The organism is Microvirga tunisiensis, assembly GCF_009296175.1.
GTDB classification, from domain to species: domain Bacteria; phylum Pseudomonadota; class Alphaproteobacteria; order Rhizobiales; family Beijerinckiaceae; genus Microvirga; species Microvirga tunisiensis.
In genome coordinates this window covers 1-1127 of sequence record NZ_VOSK01000816.1, presented here as the reverse complement: position 1 = coordinate 1127, position 1127 = coordinate 1, and the positions used below count along the sequence as shown (strand labels likewise).

The window sequence follows — 1127 nt, the reverse complement described above, 5'->3', positions numbered from 1 at the left end:
GGGGCTGCGGAGCCGCCCGCAGGGACATGGCAGGCACGAACACCTCCGGGGCCGGCGGCCTGTAGCCGAGGGAGCCGTGAGGCCTCAGGGTGTTGTAATGACGGCGCCAGCTTTCGATCACGATCTGTGCCTCCTTGAGCGAGTAGAAGATCTCACCATCAAGCAGTTCGTCCCGAAGCCGGGCGTTGAAGCTCTCGATGAACCCGTTCTCCCACGGGCTTCCTGGAGCGATGTACGCCGTCCTCGCCCCAACCGCCGTAATCCACTCCTGGACAGCTTTGGCGACGAACTCCGGGCCGTTGTCTGAACGAATATGCCCGGGTACGCCGCGCAGGATGAACAGGTCCGAAAGCACATCGATCACATCGACGGCTTTCAGCTTTCGGTTCACTCGGATAGACAGGCACCCATGCGTGAACTCGTCGATCACGTTCAGCATGCGGTACTTTCTCCCGTCATGGGTGCGATCCTCGACAAAGTCATAACTCCAGATGTGGTTAGGCCGTTCTGCTCGCAGGCGGATGCAGGATCCATCGTTGAGCCACAAACGACCGCGTTTGGGTTGTTTGGCTGGCACTTTCAGCCCCTCCCGTCGCCAGATCCGCTCGACCCGCTTGTCGTTGACGATCCAGCCGGCGGTTGAACGCAGAAGCTCTGCGATCTTGCGGTAGCCGTAGCGGCCATACTGACGGGTAAGCGCGATGATATCAGCGGTGAGCCGCTCCTCATCGTCTCGCCCCCGCGGAACACGTCTTTGCGTCGAACGATGCTGTCCGAGCACACGGCAGACCCGGCGCTCGGACAGCTTCAGTTGTGATCGGACGTGATCGATGCAGACCCGGCGACGGGCGGGGCTCAGAAGTTTCCCGAGGCGGCTTCTTTCAAGATCTGCTTATCCAGCGTCAGATCGGCCACTGCGCGGCGGAGCCGGGCATTCTCTGCCTCCAGATCCTTCAGGCGCTTGACCTGATCGGATTTGAGGCCGCCGAACTCCTGACGCCATCGGTAATACGTGACCTCCGTCACGCCGATGGCTCGAACGGCATCGGCAACGGATTGGCCTTGTGAGACCATCACATCGACCTGGCGTAACTTGGCGACGATCTCTTCCGGCTTGTGGCGCTTTT

General features: G+C 61.0%; 1 protein-coding gene. It reads right to left on the bottom strand.

The window, feature by feature from the left end:
- Positions 1-1127, bottom strand: a protein-coding gene (locus FS320_RS43840) for an IS3 family transposase (RefSeq protein WP_152718712.1) whose coding sequence is annotated in 2 segments (ribosomal slippage) — positions 1-870 and positions 870-1127 — 1128 coding nt annotated over the 2 segments. Because the reading frame shifts where the segments join, the coding sequence is not laid out codon by codon here. This gene is flagged as partial in the annotation.